We start from the raw sequence: 20341 nt of genomic DNA on the forward strand, positions 1-20341 counted from the left end.
TTAGAAGCGGTAACCAATTTTCAAGCCATAACCAATTGCATGGTTATCTTCAAAGTCAGCTTTTACAGCGCCGCCAGTTTGAGCCTGAGCATCGCCCAACCAGAAGTATTTAACCCCAGCTTGAATAAAGTAGTTTTCAGCAGGGCTGTATTGACCACCCAGACCTACACTCCAATAGCCTTCAGTTGGACCTAATGTCGTTACAGGGTTACCAGCGCCAGAGTCATATCCAACGGCAGCAGTACCAGCCCACTTGCTATTAAACTTATGAGATAGACCTGTCGTTACAGAATATTGGTCATCTGTGTAATCAATAAGATTTTGTTTAGCACCTAAGGCTGCAGTTGTATTTGCTAAAAATTTTGGAGTTACTACAAAGTTATCCCAATGTACCCAACGTAAATTAGCAAAAGCTAATGTGTTTGGAGCAACACCAGTTTGTAAGTCAACATTTACCGATTGAGGAGTAATCGCATCTAAACCTGCAGTTAACATGGGTAGGGTGCCAACTGGAGTTGTAAACGTTTCCTCAGCTTGAACTTTGTGCTTGATTTCAGAGCGATAAGTAACTGCTGCTTTAAGCGCGATTTCAGGAATTTGATAAGCAAAACCAGCAGCCCAACCGTAAGCTTCTTTTTCATCCACTTTAACGTTGTAACCGCTTAATGTGCCTGCAGGTGGTTTTGCGTATGCATTACCACGTAATTTAATGTCGGCTTCAACAGTCTGCCAAACTGGCCCTGCATAGAAATTCCAGTTTTCATTTGGCTGATAACCAATTAAAGCAGTGAGATTATTGGTTTTTACCTTAACCGAAGTGCCTTCAACACCATTGGAAAAGTTGGAACCATCAACTTGATAAGTCGCATCTGCACCATAAGGTTGGTCATATAAAAGACCGAGGGAAACTTTATCCGTTGCTTGAACTTTAATGGCAGCAGAGGGGAAGTAGTAGTCATCTCCCATGTCGCCAACATTATTGCCACTTTTATCTTTACCTTTAACTTCAGGATCAAGAACAGAAATTCCAGCTTCCGCATAATTACCAGGCTGTAAAAAAGCAGAAATGGATTGGCCTGAGCGATCTAAACCAGCGGCAAAAACTGAAGTGCTTGGAAGTAGGCTGATTAAAATTGCAGAATGTATTTTATTGAGCTTCATGGTTCTTTCCCTGATGCCATTTTGTAACTAAAAGTGGTGGAAAAGTAACATAAATAAAAAAAGAGTAAATACTCTGCTTGGTTGTGAACATTGACTGATAAGCTCATTAATTGAACTTGCTAGAGTAATAATTCTATTTTTAAGAAATTATGTTTATGATTTTTAAATAAAAAGAAAATGATAACGAGGCAATCAAAAGATAAAATTCATAGTAACTGTTTGATTGAAAATAGAGCTGTTAATTTATAAGTGTAAATTAAATATGAATTTAAGATTGAAAAAAGACCATCGCGAGCGATGGTCTTTTTTTATTTATTAAATATTAGAAGCGGTAACCAATTTTAAGACCGTATGCAAGTGCATCGTTGTCTTCAAAGGTCGCAACAGATGTATCCGTACCGAATTGAGCACCTGATTGAGCTTTAGCATCGCCTAACCAGAAGTATTTCACGCCGCCAGCGATGAAATAGTTTGGTGCTGGGCTGAATTGTAAACCTAGACCCACATTCCAGTAACCTTCAGTAGGACCAAGGGTAGATACAGGGTTGCCTGCACCAGAGTCCCAACCTACTGATACATTACCAGCCCATTGTTCACTTAGTTTACGTCCCACACCTACGGTTGCAGAAATTTGATCGTCAGAATATGCAACTAAGTCAAAACCATTTGGTTTGCCAGTTGAAGCTACAACAGGTCCTTGTAAAGTTGCTGTACCAAATTTAGGTGGACGAATTGAAAAGTTTGACCATTCCACCCAACGCACATTAGCAAATGCTACCGTGTCTGCCATGATTCCAGTTTGAAAATCTAAGTTAACAGATTGTGGTGTTGTAATAGAAGTATCTGAATTTGGTAGTGCGTTAAATGCAGCAAATAAACCTGTGTTGAAAGTTTCAGCGGTCGCTATATCATGATCAATTTCAGAACGATAAGTTACAGATGCTTTTAGGGCAATATCAGGAATCTGATATGCAAAGCCAGCTAACCAACCTGCAGCACCATCTTCTTTCATATTGGCATTATAAGAACCAAATGTAGAATTGCCACCGTATGCTAAACCACGTAATTGAACATTACCTTTAACAGTTTGATAGACAGGGCCGGCATAAATATTCCAGTTTTTAGTTGGTTGAAAACCAAAAATCATCGCAATATTTTGAGAATCAACTTCTACACTTGTTGAGTCTGTAGCATTGCGAAATAAGCCTTCACCTGTAGGGCTTAAAGCAGCATCTGAAGTTGAATATTTAGCATCTGCTCCAAAAGGTTGATCGTAAATTAAACCAAAAGAAAAATTATCAGTAATCTGGAGTTTTAATGCCGCAGATGGGAAATAATAATCTTCACCCATATCTGAAATATTTGAATTATTAGCGTTAGCTTTACCTGAAACATCTGGGTCCAGCGCAGAAATACCCGCTTCAAAATAGTTGCCTGGTTGTAAGAAGGCTGCTATTGATTGACCTGAACGATCAAGAGCTGCTGCAAATGCACCTGTCATTGGTACTGTTGCAAGAATCATCGCGGTAGTAAGAGTTTTTAATTTCATTCTGTGTCTTTCCTTGAGGTACAAATTTTTTAACTGCAGATGAGTGTTATTAATGCGTTGAATTCTTTTGGTAACATCTGTCTTTCAACTAGATATCATTTGTTACTCCATGTGACAAAAATAACACAATAAAAAAAAGAGTAAATGCTCTAGAAAAACTAATTGAAATAAAAAAACAATTTATTAGAGTTTTTAATCTAAATTTAATTTAATTTAAGATATTAAGTTTTTGAAAATTAATAATAAATTAAAATTTAAGCTAAATTTCCATTTGATTAAAAAATAATCATTTATTATAAAAATCGTGGTATTAATTTGTTATATAGATCACATTATTTAAGTGCAGTCATCTTGATGCTCTAGAGCACTGACTTCGATTGAGAAATTTATAGAAGAAGATTTTTTTATTTTAATAAAATAATTGTGCGCCCTGCGGGACTCGAACCCACGTCGGTCGCTTAGGAGGCAACTGCTCTATCCAGTTAAGCTAAGGGCGCAATGCGCAGCTAATTTAGCGTAAATACGGGTAAAAAAAAAGTTATTGTCGAAACAATAACTTTTTAAATAACTTATTTTTAGAGGTTCTGCTTAAGATTTATTCATCTTGAGTGTTTTGAATAAACCAAACATCACTGCAATCCAGACCGGAATCATCAGTACAGATTCCTTAAATCCTTGGGTCCACATAATATAAAGTACCGTCACAATGAAGATCAGGACCAGATAATTACTGATAGGCGACCACAGTGCAGGGAATTTGGTTTGAATCGCAGCTTTTTTAACAGCCTGTTTGAATTTCAAATGCGTCAAGCTGATCATGGCCCAGTTAAGTACCAGTGCGCCCACGACTACATACATCAAGTGGCCTAAAGCATCTTCTGGAACAAAGTAGTTTAAAAGCACACAACCAAAGATGAGCAGCGCTGAAAATAGAACAGCAGGAATTGGTACACCTTGTTTATTCACATTGTTAAATACTTTCGGTGCATTGCCTTGCTGCGCCAGACCATAAAGCATCCGGCTATTGGCATACATACCACTGTTATAAACAGATAACGCTGCAGTTAGGATAATGAAATTGAGTAAGTGCGCTGCCCAGCCAATACCGAGTTGACTGAAAATCATCACAAATGGACTTTTATCCAGACCACCTAGATCAAGCTGATTCCACGGCACCAGCGATAAAAGAATCGTGAGTGAGCCAATATAGAAAATCAGAATACGGAACACGACCTGGTTAATGGCTTTGGGAATCGTCTTTTCAGGGTCTTTGGCTTCTGCAGCTGCCATACCAATCAGCTCAATACCACCGAAGGCGAACATGAGGAAAGCCAGCATATAGAATAAGCCTTCAAAGCCATTCGGGAAGAAACCACCATGTGTCCAAAGATTGCTAAATGAAGAGGTTGATCCTGCATCTGCGGTCAGTAATAAATACAAACCGAAAACAATCATGGAAATCACGGCAGTCACTTTAACTATGGAAAGCCAGAATTCAGATTCACCATAAAATTTCACATTGCCGAGATTGACCAAAGTAATGACAATGAAAAAGAACAGGACTGAAGCCCAGGCAGGAATATGAGGCCACCAGTAATTAATATATTTAGCAACCGCGGTAAGCTCTGTCATGGCCACTAGAATGTATAAGATCCAGTAATTCCAGCCCGCTAGGAAACCCGGGAATTTGCCCCAATATTTAAAGGCAAAATGGCTAAATGATCCTGCTACAGGCTCATGTACAATCATTTCACCGAGTTGGCGCATGATTAAAAAGGCGATTAAACCACCAATGGCGTATCCCAGAATGATGGAAGGACCAGCAGATTGGATGACCTGTGCGGAACCTAAGAATAAGCCTGTCCCAATTGCACCGCCCATGGCGATCAGTTGGATATGACGGTTCTTTAAGCCACGCTGAAGTTTAGAGGACTCGTTGTTCAAAGTATTCAGCCCGACAATGTGTAAGGAAAGGATTGAAATGGATTGTAATGGATTGAAATGTATTAGCCTAGTACAGGCTAAACAGAGCGATTGTCAAAAAATAATCATATAAAAAATATTTTATATATTTCTATTTTGAATCAATAGATTAATTTTATTTTTTATTACATAAAATAAAATGATAGGAATGATAAAAAAAAGTTCGTGATTGGTTTTTTATACTTAAGTCAAGAGAAGCATATATTTGATAAAAAAATCGCTATGATGCTTTTTAGCATTTTGCTGATGATGTACAACAATGATAAATGAAAGGACTAAATAGAATGAGTTTTGCTCCACAAATCAAGATTCCAGCAACCTATATGCGTGGCGGTACCAGTAAAGGTGTGTTCTTTAAACTGGATGACTTGCCGCAAGCTGCACAGCAGGCTGGAAAAGTGCGTGATCAATTATTATTGCGTGTGATTGGTAGTCCTGATCCATACGGCAAACAAATTGATGGCATGGGTGGAGCAAGTTCAAGTACCAGTAAAACCGTGATTTTGGCCAAAAGTACGCAGCCAGATCATGATGTGGATTATTTATTTGGGCAGGTTTCGATTGATCAGCCTTTTGTCGACTGGAGCGGTAACTGCGGCAACTTAACGGCTGCTGTCGGTTCATTTGCCATTAGCAATGGTTTGGTAGATGCAGAACGTATTCCTGAAAATGGCATCTGTACAGTCCGCATCTGGCAAGTGAATATTGAAAAAACCATTATTGCCCATGTACCGATGACCAATGGACAGGTACAGGAAACCGGTGATTTTGAGCTGGATGGTGTGACTTTTCCGGCTGCGGAAGTTGCCATTGAATTTCTGGACCCGGCTGATGATGGTGACGAGGGCGGGGCCATGTTCCCGACAGGCAATGTAGTCGATACCCTGGACGTTCCAGAAATCGGAATTTTTCAGGCGACCTTTATTAATGCCGGTATTCCAACCATTTTTTTAAATGCTGAAGATATTGGTTATGAGGGCACGGAATTACAGGATGCCATCAATGGCGATGCTCAAGCCTTGGCGCGTTTTGAAACCATTCGTGCTTATGGCGCTAAGCAGATGGGTCTGATTCAGGACATTGCCGAAGCGGAAAAGCGCCAACATACGCCGAAAATTGCCTTTGTTTCCAAGCCGAAAAGCTATACATCATCCAGTGGTAAAGACATTCAAAGTCAGGATGTCGATTTACTGGTGCGTGCCTTGTCGATGGGTAAACTGCATCATGCCATGATGGGAACAGCTGCGGTTGCCATTGGTACGGCTGCCGCGATTCCTGGAACGCTGGTGAATTTGGCGGCAGGTGGCGGAGCACGTGAAGCAGTACGTTTTGGTCATCCTTCAGGAACCTTGCGTGTAGGCGCGCAAGCGATTCAGGAAAATGGACAGTGGGTAGTCAAAAAAGCTGTCATGAGCCGCAGTGCCCGAGTTCTGATGGAAGGTTGGGTCAGAATTCCAGAAGATAGCTTGAAATAGCAAACTAGATAGAGAAACTTGCGAGAAAGCAGTATCATGCTGCTTGTCATTGATCCGTAAGTTAGCTTAGCTAAAACTTAAACGATGATGACGATTCAATTCTCATGCAGATGAGGAATCGCAAGTTCTCTGTCGATGGTGACAAGAGCGTTGTATATTAGATCTAGGTATCAATTTTAATTTCCCGGACCTATTAACCAAAGCAAAGTATTCGAGGCGAATGTGTCATCTTTAACTGACGTACAAGCAAATGTATTAACCCAAGCACAGCAAAGTATTCAACAAGATTTATTAACTGCATTAGACGCATTTGCTCTTCCAGAACCACTTAAAGGGGCAGTGCATCATGCAGTGATGTTGGGCGGGAAACGGGTACGTCCTGCGCTGTGTTATGCAACCGCTGCGTTAAAACCGAATGCAAATTTTGCTGCCGTGCGCCGGGCTGCCGTCGCCATTGAAATGATTCACTGTTATTCACTGGCTCATGATGATTTACCCTGTATGGATAATGATTCCTTACGTCGTGGTCAGCCGACCTGTCATGTGGCTTTTGGTGAAGATACGGCATTACTGGCCGGTGATATTTTGCAGTCAATGGCCTTTGAAATATTAGGCAGTCGTCTGTTTGATCAAGGCCCGGCAGTTGCTCCGACCATTGTTTTAAAACAGATGCAAATCTTGGCGACTGCCAGCTCGAAAATGGTCTGTGGTCAGGTGCTGGATTTGCAGGCTGAAGGCAAGCATGTGAATCAGGACGCTTTGGAAAATATTCACCGTAATAAAACCGGTGCTCTGATTTCTGCAGCCGTGATGATGGCAGCTGTGACTGTATTTGAAGGCACCGATCCTGCCATTCCAAAACTGCGTGAATATGCGCAAGCGATTGGACTGGCTTTTCAGGTCCAAGATGACATTCTGGATATTATTTCCGATACTGAAGTCCTAGGAAAAACTGCGGGTAAAGATGAGCAGGTGGACAAATCGACCTATCCTGCACTCATGGGGCTGGAAAAAGCTCAAGCCTACGCCAAAGAATTGCATGATCAAGCCTTGAATGCTTTGGACATGTTTGCTGAAAATGCAGCAGAATTGAACCAAATTTCCCAATTTTTACTGGCGCGTAAAAGCTAAAAAGTATTTTTGTACATATAAAAAAGAGGACATCAAGTCCTCTTTTTTTTATTTTTACATTCTAAAAATTATTTAGATGCTTTATACAAGCGGTCACCTTCATCGAAACGCGTGGTGACTTCAGCTGAAGGCGCTTTACCCAGTAGGCTCACGACTACAATGGCAATCATAGAAGTAATAAAGCCAGGAATAATTTCATAAACACCGGTATCACCCAACAGGTTTTTCCAGAGAATGACTACTACAGCACCTACCAGCATACCTGCAAGTGCACCATTTAAAGTCATGCGACGCCAGAACAGGGAAAGAATAATCAGTGGACCGAAGGCTGCACCAAAACCTGCCCATGCATATGCCACCAAGCCTAAAACCTTGGATTCAGGGTTACCTGCCATCCAGATAGCAAGTAAGGCAATCAGCAATACCATGAGACGGCCAACCCAGACCAGTTCGGTTTGCGTGGCATTTTTACGCAAGAATGATTTGTAAAAGTCTTCGGTTAAGGTACTTGAACAAACCAGTAACTGGCAGCTGAGGGTACTCATCACTGCGGCCAAAATCGCAGCCAGTACAATACCGGCAACCCATGGGTTAAACAGAATTTTAGTCAGTTCCATAAATACAGTTTCAGGATTGGCCGTCACTGCACCTGCAAGTTCCGGGTGTTGCTGGAAGTAGGCAATCCCGAAGAAACCTGCTGCTACTGCACCGCCTAGACATAAAGTCATCCATGCCATACCAATACGGCGCGCATTAGGAATGGATTTCACCGAATCTGCAGCCATAAAACGCACCAAAATATGCGGCTGACCAAAGTAGCCCAAGCCCCATGCCAGCAATGACATAATCGCCACAAAGCTTAAATCGCCCATGACATTCATGGCTTGGGGACGTGCGGCTTCAAGCGCCAAGGTCATTTGAGACAGATCGGAGAAACTTAAAATCGTCACAATAGGCGTCAGCAACAAGGCAAAAATCATCAATGTCGCTTGAATAGTATCGGTCCAGCTGACCGCGAGGAAACCACCGATAAACACATAACTAATAGTGGCAATGGCACTGATCCAGAGCGCGGTGCTATAAGACAGGTCAAACATGTTTTCAAATAGACGCGCACCTGCCACCATGCCTGAAGCACAATAAATGGCAAAGAAAATCAAAATGATGAAAGCTGATGTAACACGCAAGATTTTCTTTTGGTCATTAAAACGGTTGGAGAAATAGTCTGGCAAAGTGAGGGCATTATGCTGCACTTCGGTATGCACACGAAGGCGACCGGCAACTAGCAGCCAGTTGAGCCATGCACCAATAATCAGGCCAATGGCAATCCACATTTCAGATAAGCCTGAAAGATAAATTGCACCGGGAAGTCCCATCAGCAACCAGCCACTCATATCTGAAGCACCGGCAGAGAGCGCTGTTACGAAACTACCTAAACGACGACCCCCCAAAATGTAATCAGAGAAATTGGCAGTTGCGCGATAAGCCATAAGACCAATCGCGATCATGGCGACAATATAAAAAAGAAAGGTAATTAAGGTCGGATTTAGGGAGCTCATACGGTATCCATTTACAAGGTGGACAGTAGATCGAAACAAAGGCTTATAGAAAGAAGCACAAATAATTTCAAAAAAATAACGTGAAATTTAACCATAGATTAAAAAAAAATGCTGAATTTTTTCCAGCTCAAAAAAATAGACAGCATAAAAGCTGTCTATCCTTCTAAAAATTATAGGATTTTAGTTATTACGGCCCATTACACCGCGAATGGTGTTTAAGATGTCAGCAGGTAACACCACAGTCTTGGCATTATTTGACTTCGACATATCCTGCATGGCTTTGACATATTGTTCACCCAGCAGATAAGCCACCGGAATTTCCTTATCACCCACGGCTGAACTCACCATTTCAATGGCACGCTGTGAAGATTCAGCCAATACCACTTGCGCTTCGGCATCGCGGCGTGAGGCTTCCAGGCGACCATCGGCTTCTAAAATCGCAGCCTGTTTTTCACCATCTGCTTTGGTCACGGTTGCACGGCGCTGACGTTCCGCAGCCGCCTGAGCTTCCATAGCGGCCTGCATGGTTGCTGAAGGTTGGATATCCTGAATTTCTACAGTTTTCAGGGTAATGCCCCAATCGGAAATATCATCGGAAATGGCGGCTTTCAATTTGGCTTTAATGTGATCACGTGAGGAGAGGGCATCATCCAGATCCATTTCGCCGACAATAGAACGCAGTGAGGTTTGCACCAGGTTTTGAATGGCCCAGGTATAGTTTTCAATGCCGTAAACCGCTTTTTCCGGGGTGGTGATATTAATATAGGCCACTGCATTCATCAGCAGTACCGCATTGTCACGGGTAATCACTTCCTGCGAAGGAATATCCAGCACGATATCTTTGGTGGTGACTTTATAAGCCACTTCATCAATATAAGGAATGACAAAACTGAGTCCTGGCCCAAGCGTGGTATGGTATTTACCCAGACGTTGTACAATCCATTTATAACCCTGCGGAACAATCCGCACCCCTTTAAAAATGGTCACACCGGCAAAAACCAGCAGTGCTAAAACAATAATTGTTCCACCAGACATGTTATTTCCTCATTTTATATATTTTCATTATGTGAATGGTGTGGCTTGACCACGAGATCGTTGCCCGAAATTTCCACGACACGTATCCGATCCCCCACCTGAACCGGTGCTAAGGTGCGGCAGTTCCATTCATCTGAGCCCAAAACTGGCATGGGGAAACGGACGGTAATGTGGTCATGTTGCATATGGGTTTGAATGACCATACCGACCTGACCGATTGTAGCTTCGCGAGACAATCCGGCTTTGGTTTTATCGATTGAAAGCGGTTTAATAAATTTGAACCACAGCAAGGTGCAAAGAACGGACAAGATAATCCAGGTGATAATTTGGGTGGTAAAGCCCATCATCGGAAACATCCAGTATAAAACCCCGACCATGATGGCACCGATACCAAACCATAATGCAGCAAAAGCAGGCAGCATCAATTCAGAGAGCATGAGTAAAACACCCAATACAAACCAGTGCCAAGGTTCCAAAACAAATTCCATACATCTACTCGTGTATTGTAAAAATTGATATAGACGACTAACTGTCTATATCAATTTAGCAGATGAATAAGTCTTTGAATATTAAAAAAGCATAATTTTTAAATTCTGGATTTTGGCGCAGGTTTAAAGGCCGCGGGTGACTTTTTAAAATCGTTAATTGCTCTTTCAATAGAGCTGATTTTTAGCTGGGTGGCTTTTTCACCTTCCAGAATAGATTCATTACTGGCTTTTAAATCCAGTGTACCTAAATGCCCCACTTTGGGCTGAATAATCACATTGGCCTGGTTCAGTTCTTCATTAATGCTTTGCTGCCCCATAATATTGATGGTCTGGTCCAGCAGGCCCCACATGTTCAGTGGCTTGTTACCGACTGGACGTGCAGAAATATCCACAGCAATGACAATATCAGCGCCCATGGCCTTCGCCGTTTTCACCGGAATCGGGCTGACCAGCCCGCCATCGACATACTGTTTCCCGCCAATGATTGCTGGGACAAAAACATTCGGGATACTGCAGGAAGCACGCACAGCCTGACCAGCATTGCCTTTAATGAACTCAGCTTTAGTGCCATTGTCCAGACGGGTCGCAACAGCCGCAAAGCGAATCGGGAATTGTTCAATCGTTTTATTGGCAATGTGCTTATTCACGTAATTCTGTAATTTTTGACCTTGCACCACACCTTGACTGTTCAGGGTCAAATCACGGATATCCGATTCTTTTAAAGTCAGTGCAATTTGCTGTAATTGATAAGGTGTTTTACCACTGGCATAAATACTGCCGACAAAACTTCCGGCACTGGTCCCCGTGACAATTTTGGGTTTAATGCCATGCGATTCTAAAACTTTCAGTACCCCAATATGGGCAAATCCTTTGGCACCGCCACCTCCTAAAGCTACGGCCACCACAGGCTCACGCGCTTTAAGCACAGTCGTTTGAGGAGGGGTTTTAGTCGCCTTATCACAGCCAACCAGGCTCAACGCAAGCAGACCCATGAAAGAATATTGCACAAATTTCATATTTGCAATTGGATACCAAATAGACAAAAGTGCGCACATGACAGCAGATTATTGCGATTTTGACTAGCTATTTTTTATACGATTTTGTAAAGGTTTGGCCAGCCATTCTGGATTTTTTGGAGAAAATTTACCCGTATATTGATTCAGAATTTGATCCAGATCCTGTTCATAATTTCCAGTCGGGTGAAACACGCCAAGACAGTGAATGGCCTTGTTTTTATAATCCAGCGAAAACATCACAATCGGAATTTCGGAACCGACCGCAATACGGTAAAAACCGCTTCGAATCGCTTCCGCCTGTTTCCGTGTTCCTTCCGGGGCCATCCCGACCCAGATCTGCTCTTGGGTATGAATAAAATCGATAATTTGCTGAGTTGTACCTTGTTGAATACTGCGATTGACCGGGACTACGCCAATCCATTGCAGCAAGGGTTTAAGCGGCGTATTAAATAAGGTGTGTTTGCCAAAAACCGTGATCTTGATTCCCAGTCCCAGTAGCGCGGTAAAGCCATGCCAAGCATCGATATTCGAGGTGTGTGGAGAAATAATTGCCACCGCTTTAGGCAGGTTGGGAAATTCACCATCAAAACTCCAGCCTTGAGCCAGAAATAATGTTTTAAAAAAATTTCGGCTCAAGTGGCTACCTCGGGCAGGCACCTGATCAGGCAATTTCGGAAATTTTGAGCTCATGGTCGCGTATTGGATTTCCTGGCAAATCTATCGACTTTTAAATATGTTAAGCTTTTGCGAAATAAGATTCATTGGCAAAATGTTAGCCACAATGCGGCTGGCTTGAGCAAAATCATCAATCGGGTTTTTAATCCTAAGGGCACCTTATGCCAACTACATCGCAGCTTTATATTCTGCTGTTCTCTTTATATTGGGCACAAGGTTTACCTGTTGGTTTTATGACACATGCTTTACCGGTCATTTTACGTGCCCAGGGGGTATCACTGGCACATATTGGTGGTTTTGGCTTATTGATGTTGCCGTGGTCGATTAAAATTTTCTGGGCACCCTGGGTTGACCGTTTTGGCTATTCAGCATTTGGTCATTACCGCAGTTGGATTGTACCGACCCAGCTATTAAGTGTTGCTGTGCTGATAGGGCTATCTTTTCTGCCGATTCAGACATTAAATCAGCCAGTCTACTTACTGACGTTTTTTATGGCTTTACTCAGCATGAATCTGGTCGGTGCAACCCAGGATATTGCCACCGATGGTCTGGCAGTCAATATGCTGAATCATCAGCAGCAACATTGGGGCAATACCTTTCAGGTCATTGGCTCTCGACTGGGCTTTATTGTCGGTGGGGGAGCCATTTTATGGGCGCTGGACTGGCTGGATTGGCAAAGCACTTTTTTAATCTTGGCGGGACTGGTGCTACTGAATACATTACCGGTTTTAGGGCTGAAAGAACCGCAGCGATTAAAGCAGATCTCATCGAATGAGGAAGCAGGAACATTTCACTGGAACAAAATAAAAAACTATCTGGCCTATTTTTATCAAGACCAGCATCTTGCTGCATGGCTTGCTGTCCTGATCACATTTAAAATTGCTGATGGTTTGGCTGGACCTTTACTTAAACCCTTAATGGTAGATTTAGGTTTAACATTTTCCCAAATTGGCATCTATGTGACCATGCTGGGGGCATTGGCTGCATTAATTGGGGCAGGACTTGCCGGACTGAGTTTAAAGTACATGTCTCGTGCCAGTGCATTGTTAAGTTTTTCTATTCTAAAAATTCTGAGCTTGGCTGCATATGCATGGCTCGCTTTTCAATATGAGGCCCACACTAAAATTGAAACCTGGGTGATTTATCTGATTAATGCAGCTGAAGACATGATTTCCGCCATGTTATTGGTAGTGATGCTGACTTTGGTGATGCAATACAGCCGCAAAGCTTTGGCAGGCACCGATTTCACTTTTCAGGTGGCATTAATGGCAACGGTCAGCGGAGGTCTTTATAGCCTAAGTGGAATATTTGCTGATGTGCTAGGTTATGCGCACTATTTGCTGGCTATTACTATTATTGCAATTTTGTCTGTTGTTTTTATTTTGTGCTGGATAAGCTATTTAAAAAAACCATACGACAAGAACATTTCGTAAATAAAAACCTAAAGTACTAAAAAATATATATAAATATTAAATTATTCATTTTGTAATGTAAGATAGAGTTGTAACATTTGTTACAAGATAATTTGGAATCTTAATAAATGAAAACTAAAATTGCAGCAGCGATTGCTTTAAGTGTGTTAGGCGGATCAACATTCGCAGCACCGACCTTTTATGGGGAAATTGATGCAAGTATCGACTACTTACCAGAAGATAATGCCAATACTTCTGATAAAGATGTAGTAGAAGTCAGTTCTAATAGCTCTTTCATTGGTTTAAAGGGTGAAGAAAAACTTAACGATCGTTTAAGTGCAGTTTATGCCATCGAGTGGGGTCTAAGTGCAGATGGGGATAGCACAGACTGGACGACGCGTAACCGTTTTGTCGGTTTAAAAGATGCCCAATTCGGTACCTTAAAAGTGGGTGCACATGACACGCCACTGAAACAGCTTTCAAGCCCGGTGGATAGCTTTAACAACTACGTCGCCAATAAAGCCGATGTTACAGGCATCATGACTGGTGAAACTCGTGTTTCTAACGTAGTCGTTTATGAGTCTCCAGCCATTGCCTTGCCTACAGGTGCAATTAAAGTAAATGCTTTATTGGCTTCCGGGGAAGATTCAGGCATTGCAAAAGGGAATGGAGCGTCTAAAACTGCTGGTCGTGGCTTAGGTGATGCATGGTCTGCATCTGTTGTTTATGATAGCCCAGTGGTTGTAGCAGGTATTGCTTATGATAAAGCGATTCCAGGTAACTTCTTAGGTCGAGGCTTTGTTAATGCTACTGAACCAGAAGTCACAGGTGGTAGTTTACTTGCTGCTGCAAATACCGTTCGTGCCATTGGTCGTGTAAATCTATTAAACAATGCTTTAGCATTAAAAGCTTTATATCAGACTTCAGAAGTTGAAGAAACTACAAATGCAGATAATGGAACTTCGGCTACTTGGTTAACAGCAATTCGTAATATCGATGATTCACAGGGCTGGTTGGTAGGTGCAGAATACAACATCCCTACAGCAAAAGCTTGGACAGTAAAAGCGCAATATAGCCAAAACACCACTACTTTTAATAATGCAACAGCCGATTTAGAAGCAAAACAGATTTTTGCTGGTGCGGATTATGCATTCAATAAACAAGTGAAAGCATATGGTTATGCAGGTTACTTGACGCTTGAACAAGGTGATCTTGAAACCAAACAACCTGTAATCGGTACAGGCTTGGAATATAAATTCTAATCAGTTCTGAATTTTCGTTTTTCCAAAAGGCGATGTAAAACATCGCCTTTTTTATTACCATTTTTTCATATTAAGTGAATTTTAAGTTTGGTAATTTAGATTAAGGCATCAGTAAAAAGATTAGCCAACAGTTATGTCAAATATAATCAGCCCGATACGCGATAAGATCAAGCCGATTTCATTAAGCCAGTTTAATTTATTGCTAGCAATCTGGCTGGGTGCGATTTTAAATTTTGCATTTTTTCAGAAAATACAGAGTCTAACGCCATACCAAGGCCCGAAAGCCTATCTGTTTTTAATGGCAACTGTATTGGTGATTGTGGCTGCTTATAACCTGATTTTTCAGCTGATCCAGTGGAAATGGAATGCAAAAATATTTGCCACACTGTTTTTAGTGGTTGGCGGTTTTACTGCATATTTTGTCAATAGTCTGGGCGTGGTGATTTCCCCTGAGCAAATTCAAAATATGATGCAAACCGATGCACGTGAACTCGGCGATTTATTGTCGTTACAGTTTATATTGTGGACAGCTGTTTTTGTTTTATTTCCGATCTTTTGTATCAGTCTGGTTCGTATCAAAGCTGAATCTTTGCCTCGTAAAGTCATTAAAAAACTGTTGAGTGGCGTTGCATCATTGCTGCTGGTAGGTACTTTGCTATTTCTTTTTTATGTCGATTATGCTGCAATTTTTCGTGAACATCGTGATTTAAAAGGCATGATTTCTCCACAAAATACTATCTCGGCCACTTTGTCCTATTATCACAAATCTGCACCTAAAAAGAATTTGCCTTTAATTCAATATGGTGAAGATGCACATCTGGTTGAGCCAGTAAAAGAAAATGTTAAACCTAAGCTGATGGTACTGGTGGTCGGTGAAACAGCGCGCGCAGAAAGTTTTTCATTGAATGGTTATGCCAAAAATACCAATCCGGAACTCTCTAAACTGGACATTATCAATTTTAGTCAGGTCAGTTCATGCGGTACTGCAACTGCCGTGTCCGTACCATGCATGTTCTCTGGTATGCCGCGTAAAGATTATGACGAGCAGCTGGCCAGTCACCGGGAAGGATTACTTGATATTGCCCAGCGTGCCGGCTATAAAGTGACCTGGATAGATAACAATTCAGGGTGTAAAGGTACGTGTAACCGGATTGAACAGTATCAGATTCCGCAACAGCTCAAAGAGAAATGGTGTGCTAAAGATGGTGACTGTTATGATGAAATTCTGGTCGACAGTCTAAAAGCTTATCTGGCTGCGATTCCTGAAACCGACAAGACTCCGCGTTTAATTGTGCTGCATCAGATGGGGAGTCATGGACCTGCGTATTATCAGCGTTCCAAAGCACCCTTCCAGCCTTTTAAACCGAGCTGTGATAGTAATGCGATTCAGGGCTGTAGCAGCACAGAACTGTTGAATAGTTATGATAATTCGATTGTATATACTGATCATGTTCTAAGTTCGCTCATTCAGGTGTTAAAAGGCAACAGCACTTATCAAACCGGATTCTGGTATCTGTCTGATCATGGTGAATCGACCGGAGAACATGGTTTGTATTTGCATGGCTCGCCTTATGCGATTGCACCGACTCAACAAACCCATGTGCCCATGCTGATGTGGTTTTCACCTGAATGGACCGAGCAAAATTCTGCGCAAATCACTTGCTTAGCCCAGCAAAAAAGCAAAGAATTAAGTCAGGATAATTTGTTCCCAAGTCTGTTAAGTTTACTGGATGTCAAAACCCAAACCATTGATGAACAAAATAATATGTTGCAGCAATGTCAGTCAAAAAAGAAAGTATGAGTTTAAAGCATGACTAAAATATTAATGATAGAAGATGATTTTATGATTGCTGAATCCAGCATGACTTTGCTGAAATATCAGCAATTTGATGCGGAATGGGTCAACAATGGAATTGACGGTTTAAAAAAACTTGCACAACAAAAGTTTGATATCGTCTTGCTCGATCTGGGCTTGCCAATGATGGATGGCATGCAGGTGTTGAAACAGATTCGCCAGCAGTGGCCGGCCTTACCGGTGCTGATTATTTCCGCACGGGATCAGCTGCAAAACCGGGTGGATGGATTAAACAATGGGGCAGATGACTATCTGATCAAGCCTTATGAATTTGATGAACTGTTGGCCCGCATCCATGCTTTATTACGCCGTAGTGGGGCAGAGTCTGCGCTTCAGGACAGTCAGCAAATTTTAAGTTATGGTGAATTGTCTTTGGATGTGGAACAGCATATTGCCAAGTTTAAAGGGCAATATATTGACCTGTCCAATCGTGAATGGGCGATTTTGATTCCTTTGGTCAGTCATCCAAACAAGATATTTTCTAAAGCCAATTTAGAAGATAAATTGTATGATCTTGATAGCGAAGTGAGCAGCAATACCATCGAAGTGTATGTGCATCACTTACGTGCCAAACTCGGTAAAGATTTTATTTGCACCATTCGTGGCTTAGGTTATCGGCTGGGACAACTATAGAATCAGCTCACAATAAAATCAGCTATAAGGTCAGAAACTGGTGCAGTCACAGTATTCATTAAAAAAACGCCTGATTATTTATGTTTCTGTTTTTAGTATTGCTTTAGGATGCTTGCTGATTTTTTCCGCTTACCGCATTGCACTGCAAGAAATTAATGAAGTGTTAGATGCACAGATGCAGAATCTGGCAGAACGTGTCGCGCAGCATGATCCAGAACCGGTACAAAGCCAGTTTGATCAAGCCAGGCATTATCACGAAGAAGACCTGTTTGTGGATGTCTGGTCCTATGCACGCGAAGAGCATAAAACCCATGCCATGAATTTATTGGTTCGTCCTGTGAAAAAAGCAGGATTTTACACCCATAAAACTGCACAAGGAGTTTGGCATACTTACGTCCTGCCTTTAAAAAATTATCAGGTACAGGTTAGCCAGCAGCAATCGACACGGCAGCATTTAGCCTTGGAACTTGCCGGCAGTATGTTTATTCCTTATTTACTGTTTATGCCCTGCGTCATCTGGGGGCTCAGCTGGATTATCAGTCGCAGCTTGCAGCCTTTGGATGATTTCAAAGCTGAATTGGCGCAACGCGATTCGGAAGAACTAAGTGCCATTCAATCAAATGCTTATCCGCTTGAAATTGTGCCGACCATTACCGAAATGAATCATTTGTTTGAGCGGATTTCCTCTGCCCAGCAGGAACAGCGACAGTTTATTGCCGATGCCGCACATGAGCTTCGCACACCCATCACCGCATTAAATTTACAGATGCAAATTCTGTTAAAACAGTTTCCGGATGCTCAGGAACTACAGAATTTGAGCAAAGGGTTAATCCGGATCCAACATCTGGTCAGTCAGTTGCTCAATCTGGCGAAACAGGATGCTTCCATTCTAGAGGTGGAAACCAAACAGAATTTCTCACTAAATCAGGTCGCCGTGAATTGCGTGGAACAGCTGATTAATCTTGCCATGCAAAAAGAAATTGATTTAGGTATGGAACGTCAGGAAGATGTATTGCTGTATTGTCAGGAATCTGCGGTACATTCCATTATTTTTAACCTGATTGATAACGCGATTAAATACACGCCTAATCACGGCGTGATTAATGTGTCTGTATTTAAGCAGGATGGTTTTGCCATGATTCAGGTTGAAGATAGCGGACCCGGAATTGCTTCAGAACTGTATGAAAAAATTCTGAAGCGCTTTTATCGCGTGCATCATCACCTGGAAATAGGCAGTGGTCTGGGGCTTTCTATTGTAGATAAAGCCACAGAACGACTCGGCGGTAAGATTTCATTTTCCAAGAGTGCCAGCTTGGGTGGCTTGCAGGTCAATGTACAATTGCCACTCTAGCAGATCACTTCTCTTAGATAATGGGTTCTAGCAGATAGGTGTAAGTAGTTAAACTTTCTCGGCTGCTTTATCCATGCTTTGGCTTGGATTAAATCTTTTATAATTGAGTAGATAAAAGCTGACATTGACGAGCCAGATAATCCAGGCAGTCCATAAGTTATGACTGAGAAAATGTGCTCCGCGCATCATTTGCGCCCAACCCATGGCAAAACCTAAAATAAGCCCCGAGATCAGAAAAAAATAGGCACGTTTTTTATCGGAAAGCCTAAATACAAAAAATCCGGCCATCAATGCAAAGCCGGTAGATGCATGTCCTCCTGGGAAACAGTGACCTTTAGTGGCAGAAAAATCCCAGAAAAAACCTTGATGGGTAGGAATGGTGATATTCCACGGACAGGCATGGGCAGACTGCGATTTTAATAAGCCAATCAGTGACGTTGAAAGGATGACCAGCCAAAAGAAATAACCATACTTCCAGCGTAAAGCTTTTATTTTTTCAAATTTGAACGATGCCAGCCAGATCATGAAAAAGCCGACATATACCAAAATAATCAGATCTTTAACATAACGATGGTTCAGTTCAGCTAGATACCAGTTATCACGTAACAAGAATTTCCCGGATTCACTGACCCAGGGATGCATTAACGCTAGATCCAGTGCGCCACCGATGGGAAAGAGCACCAAAAGCAGGCAGAAACTGATAATAAGGAAACAGCCCTGATAGAGCATGAAGCGTTGCTTATCGTGCATAGTAAAGATCAATTGATTTTAGTACTGCAATTACAACAATAAAAACTTAATCCAGACTTAAGCGAGCTTGAATCGGCGGGTAAAAAGAGTACAAAGGTTAAGGGTTAAATGGCAAGTTGTGTCAAATGCTGATAAGCATATCCAGGAAAGAGCATAATGATGCAAAGGGTCAGTGCTACATTAAACACAAAATTTAGGCTGGGATTTAAATGACTATTCAAGCTGTTTTATTCGATCTTGATAATACTTTAACGCATCGTGACCAGAGCATTTTGGCGTATAGCCAATTTTTGGCTCAGGCTTATCAGCATCAGTTACCGCATGATGAAATCAGCCAGATACAAGCCATTATCCGTCGTATCGATAATGGCGGCTATCCGAAAAAAGAATTGCTCACCCATCCCAGTATTGCTGCATCTGTGGCTCATGCTTTGCTGCAAGAATTAACCTGGAAAAGCCGCCCGGATTTGGAAGAACTCACCCAGTTCTGGTTTCAGCAATTTGGACTTTCCGCAGTGGCCATGCAGGGTGCCAGTCAGCTCTTAACTGAATTAAAACAGGCAGGTTACAAACTGGCAGTCATTTCAAATGGTGGACATGCTACCCGTTTAACCATTTTACAGGGTTTGGGTTTTAGTCATTATTTTCATGAAATCGTCAGTTCTGAACTGGTTGGCATCAGTAAACCAAATCCGGAAATTTTTCTTTATACCAGTCAAAAGTTAGCGGTTGCACCAGAAAACTGTCTTTTTGTGGGAGATCACCCCATCAATGATATACAAGGCGCAAAGAGTGCTGGCATGCAGGCTTTATGGCTGCAAGGTTTTCATGAGGCTAAACAACCTCAGCCCATACATAGCATTCAACGTCTGGCTGAAATTAAACAGTTTTTATGATGTTGATGATCTATAAAATTAGATTATCTAAATTACCATGGCCTCACATTTCAGTGATTTCATTTTGATACCTTTGTGTAGGCAATGTCTCTATTTTTGAAAGGTCAAAA

The 20341-nt window shown here is 41.9% G+C and carries 17 protein-coding genes and 1 tRNA gene; 8 read left to right on the forward strand and 10 right to left on the reverse strand.

Annotation, left to right across the window (positions count from 1 at the left end; translation table 11 throughout):
- From B2Y23_RS09670 to B2Y23_RS09685, 4 genes are all read right to left on the reverse strand, one after another.
- Positions 1 to 1161, reverse strand: a complete 1161-nt coding sequence (locus tag B2Y23_RS09670) for an OmpP1/FadL family transporter (protein ID WP_291370505.1) — start codon at positions 1159 to 1161, stop codon at positions 1 to 3.
- Between the two features lie 322 nt (positions 1162 to 1483).
- The gene (locus B2Y23_RS09675; RefSeq protein WP_291370507.1) at positions 1484 to 2710 is read right to left on the reverse strand and encodes an OmpP1/FadL family transporter; all 1227 of its coding nucleotides are present in this window, start codon (positions 2708 to 2710) and stop codon (positions 1484 to 1486) included.
- Between the two features lie 424 nt (positions 2711 to 3134).
- Positions 3135 to 3207 (reverse strand) — tRNA-Arg (locus tag B2Y23_RS09680).
- A gap of 91 nt (positions 3208 to 3298) precedes the next feature.
- Entirely contained in the window at positions 3299 to 4654 is a 1356-nt protein-coding gene (locus B2Y23_RS09685) for an amino acid permease (RefSeq protein WP_291370509.1), read from the reverse strand.
- Between the two features lie 323 nt (positions 4655 to 4977).
- Here B2Y23_RS09685 and prpF point away from each other — a divergent pair, with 323 nt between their 5' ends.
- Together prpF and B2Y23_RS09695 are read left to right on the forward strand one after the other, a co-directional pair.
- Positions 4978 to 6168, forward strand: a complete 1191-nt coding sequence (gene prpF / locus B2Y23_RS09690; RefSeq protein WP_291357600.1) for a 2-methylaconitate cis-trans isomerase PrpF — start codon at positions 4978 to 4980, stop codon at positions 6166 to 6168.
- Between the two features lie 222 nt (positions 6169 to 6390).
- Complete coding sequence (locus B2Y23_RS09695; protein WP_291357602.1) at positions 6391 to 7299, forward strand: polyprenyl synthetase family protein; 909 nt, start codon at positions 6391 to 6393, stop codon at positions 7297 to 7299.
- Between the two features lie 68 nt (positions 7300 to 7367).
- On the opposite strand, the gene putP is transcribed toward B2Y23_RS09695, so the two are convergent.
- The 5 genes from putP to B2Y23_RS09720 form a co-directional block, all read right to left on the reverse strand.
- Positions 7368 to 8858: a sodium/proline symporter PutP gene (gene putP / locus B2Y23_RS09700; RefSeq protein ID WP_291357604.1), complete on the reverse strand. Its 1491-nt coding sequence runs from the start codon at positions 8856 to 8858 to the stop codon at positions 7368 to 7370.
- A 180-nt stretch (positions 8859 to 9038) separates the two neighbouring features.
- Positions 9039 to 9893: an SPFH domain-containing protein gene (locus B2Y23_RS09705; RefSeq protein ID WP_291370511.1), complete on the reverse strand. Its 855-nt coding sequence runs from the start codon at positions 9891 to 9893 to the stop codon at positions 9039 to 9041.
- Between the two features lie 14 nt (positions 9894 to 9907).
- Complete coding sequence (locus B2Y23_RS09710) at positions 9908 to 10381, reverse strand: NfeD family protein (RefSeq protein ID WP_291370513.1); 474 nt, start codon at positions 10379 to 10381, stop codon at positions 9908 to 9910.
- 98 nt (positions 10382 to 10479) lie between these two features.
- Positions 10480 to 11397 (reverse strand): patatin-like phospholipase family protein, encoded by a 918-nt coding sequence (locus B2Y23_RS09715; RefSeq protein WP_291370515.1) that lies wholly within the window; start codon positions 11395 to 11397, stop codon positions 10480 to 10482.
- 63 nt (positions 11398 to 11460) lie between these two features.
- Positions 11461 to 12087 carry a 1-acyl-sn-glycerol-3-phosphate acyltransferase gene (locus B2Y23_RS09720; RefSeq protein WP_291370517.1) on the reverse strand — a complete coding sequence of 209 codons (627 nt, stop codon included), beginning with the start codon at positions 12085 to 12087 and terminating at the stop codon, positions 11461 to 11463.
- A gap of 146 nt (positions 12088 to 12233) precedes the next feature.
- On the opposite strand from B2Y23_RS09720, the gene B2Y23_RS09725 reads away from it, so the two are divergent.
- From B2Y23_RS09725 to B2Y23_RS09745, 5 genes are all read left to right on the forward strand, one after another.
- Positions 12234 to 13505 (forward strand): MFS transporter, encoded by a 1272-nt coding sequence (locus B2Y23_RS09725; RefSeq protein ID WP_291370519.1) that lies wholly within the window; start codon positions 12234 to 12236, stop codon positions 13503 to 13505.
- 107 nt (positions 13506 to 13612) lie between these two features.
- Positions 13613 to 14746 carry a porin gene (locus B2Y23_RS09730; RefSeq protein ID WP_291370521.1) on the forward strand — a complete coding sequence of 378 codons (1134 nt, stop codon included), beginning with the start codon at positions 13613 to 13615 and terminating at the stop codon, positions 14744 to 14746.
- Between the two features lie 133 nt (positions 14747 to 14879).
- Positions 14880 to 16547 (forward strand): phosphoethanolamine transferase, encoded by a 1668-nt coding sequence (locus B2Y23_RS09735; protein ID WP_291370523.1) that lies wholly within the window; start codon positions 14880 to 14882, stop codon positions 16545 to 16547.
- 9 nt (positions 16548 to 16556) lie between these two features.
- On the forward strand, positions 16557 to 17234 hold the full coding sequence (locus B2Y23_RS09740) for a response regulator transcription factor (protein ID WP_291370525.1): 678 nt from the start codon (positions 16557 to 16559) through the stop codon (positions 17232 to 17234).
- Between the two features lie 40 nt (positions 17235 to 17274).
- Entirely contained in the window at positions 17275 to 18585 is a 1311-nt protein-coding gene (locus B2Y23_RS09745) for a sensor histidine kinase (protein ID WP_291357621.1), read from the forward strand.
- Between the two features lie 48 nt (positions 18586 to 18633).
- On the opposite strand, the gene B2Y23_RS09750 is transcribed toward B2Y23_RS09745, so the two are convergent.
- A complete protein-coding gene (locus B2Y23_RS09750; RefSeq protein ID WP_291370527.1) occupies positions 18634 to 19335 on the reverse strand; it encodes a phosphatase PAP2 family protein in 702 nt (233 codons plus the stop codon).
- A gap of 209 nt (positions 19336 to 19544) precedes the next feature.
- On the opposite strand from B2Y23_RS09750, the gene B2Y23_RS09755 reads away from it, so the two are divergent.
- Positions 19545 to 20231 (forward strand): HAD family hydrolase, encoded by a 687-nt coding sequence (locus tag B2Y23_RS09755; protein WP_291352778.1) that lies wholly within the window; start codon positions 19545 to 19547, stop codon positions 20229 to 20231.
- Positions 20232 to 20341 lie beyond the last annotated feature (110 nt).

Origin of the sequence: Acinetobacter sp. UBA5934 (assembly GCF_002430855.1) — a bacterium.
Taxonomy (GTDB): domain Bacteria; phylum Pseudomonadota; class Gammaproteobacteria; order Pseudomonadales; family Moraxellaceae; genus Acinetobacter.

Bases quoted from the DNA above. Each gene is read 5' to 3' on its own strand.
- B2Y23_RS09720 (WP_291370517.1), bottom strand. From the start codon at position 12,087: ATGAGCTCAAAATTTCCGAAATTGCCTGATCAGGTGCCTGCCCGAGGT.
- B2Y23_RS09735 (WP_291370523.1), top strand. From the start codon at position 14,880: ATGTCAAATATAATCAGCCCGATACGCGATAAGATCAAGCCGATTTCA.
- B2Y23_RS09715 (WP_291370515.1), bottom strand. From the start codon at position 11,397: ATGAAATTTGTGCAATATTCTTTCATGGGTCTGCTTGCGTTGAGCCTG.
- B2Y23_RS09725 (WP_291370519.1), top strand. From the start codon at position 12,234: ATGCCAACTACATCGCAGCTTTATATTCTGCTGTTCTCTTTATATTGG.
- prpF (WP_291357600.1), top strand. From the start codon at position 4,978: ATGAGTTTTGCTCCACAAATCAAGATTCCAGCAACCTATATGCGTGGC.
- B2Y23_RS09740 (WP_291370525.1), top strand. From the start codon at position 16,557: ATGACTAAAATATTAATGATAGAAGATGATTTTATGATTGCTGAATCC.
- B2Y23_RS09730 (WP_291370521.1), top strand. From the start codon at position 13,613: ATGAAAACTAAAATTGCAGCAGCGATTGCTTTAAGTGTGTTAGGCGGA.
- putP (WP_291357604.1), bottom strand. From the start codon at position 8,858: ATGAGCTCCCTAAATCCGACCTTAATTACCTTTCTTTTTTATATTGTC.
- B2Y23_RS09755 (WP_291352778.1), top strand. From the start codon at position 19,545: ATGACTATTCAAGCTGTTTTATTCGATCTTGATAATACTTTAACGCAT.
- B2Y23_RS09670 (WP_291370505.1), bottom strand. From the start codon at position 1,161: ATGAAGCTCAATAAAATACATTCTGCAATTTTAATCAGCCTACTTCCA.
- B2Y23_RS09705 (WP_291370511.1), bottom strand. From the start codon at position 9,893: ATGTCTGGTGGAACAATTATTGTTTTAGCACTGCTGGTTTTTGCCGGT.
- B2Y23_RS09710 (WP_291370513.1), bottom strand. From the start codon at position 10,381: ATGGAATTTGTTTTGGAACCTTGGCACTGGTTTGTATTGGGTGTTTTA.
- B2Y23_RS09750 (WP_291370527.1), bottom strand. From the start codon at position 19,335: ATGCACGATAAGCAACGCTTCATGCTCTATCAGGGCTGTTTCCTTATT.
- B2Y23_RS09675 (WP_291370507.1), bottom strand. From the start codon at position 2,710: ATGAAATTAAAAACTCTTACTACCGCGATGATTCTTGCAACAGTACCA.